This is a genomic window from Paenibacillus sp. 10L310, from assembly GCF_056395745.1.
Map to the genome: position 1 here is coordinate 1 of NZ_JBFTKC010000063.1, position 560 is coordinate 560.

A 560-nucleotide genomic window follows, 5' to 3' on the forward strand; every position below is an offset into this window, starting at 1 on the left:
CCCATGAGCGAAGAAGAATTATCTACCCTGATGGGTGAATTCGAGCAACACGAGATGACTATGAAAGGATTGGACGGGGAGTTCAATGGATTTACGGGCAGAGTAAGCACGAAAAAGGGTTCTTCAGGTGTACCCGAACCCTCAGACCACCCAGGTACAACGGGTTCTCCGAGTGCTGCTTCTAAAGGAACAACGACGACAGACAAACCGGCTACAAGCAAAACAAAGACATTTGTGAAAAAGTCAAAAGATGTGATTGTTAAAGCCTTCAGCGATTATTATAAAGAGAGCCAGGTCATCCGGTTTCAGCCTTGGGGCAACTTGGGAAAAAACAAGCCCAAAGAGTCGGGGAATGCCGGGGAAGTGGGTTCCGGAGGGAAAACAAGCTCGAACGCTGGGAATAAGTCAAGTGACGGGGCAGGAACAAGTTCCTCCAGCAATGGCAAGAAACCGAATCAGACCCCGAGCAGCAGTAAGAAGTCTTCATCGTCAGGTGAAACGGATGCTACTGCATCGAGTCCAGGTATAGGGAAGAAGTCTGGCGACGGTGAAGGCACAAA

1 pseudogene is annotated in these 560 nt (G+C 49.3%); it reads left to right on the plus strand.

The window, feature by feature from the left end:
- Window positions 1-560: pseudogene (locus tag AC1DE7_RS31820) on the plus strand (hypothetical protein); the annotation flags it as partial.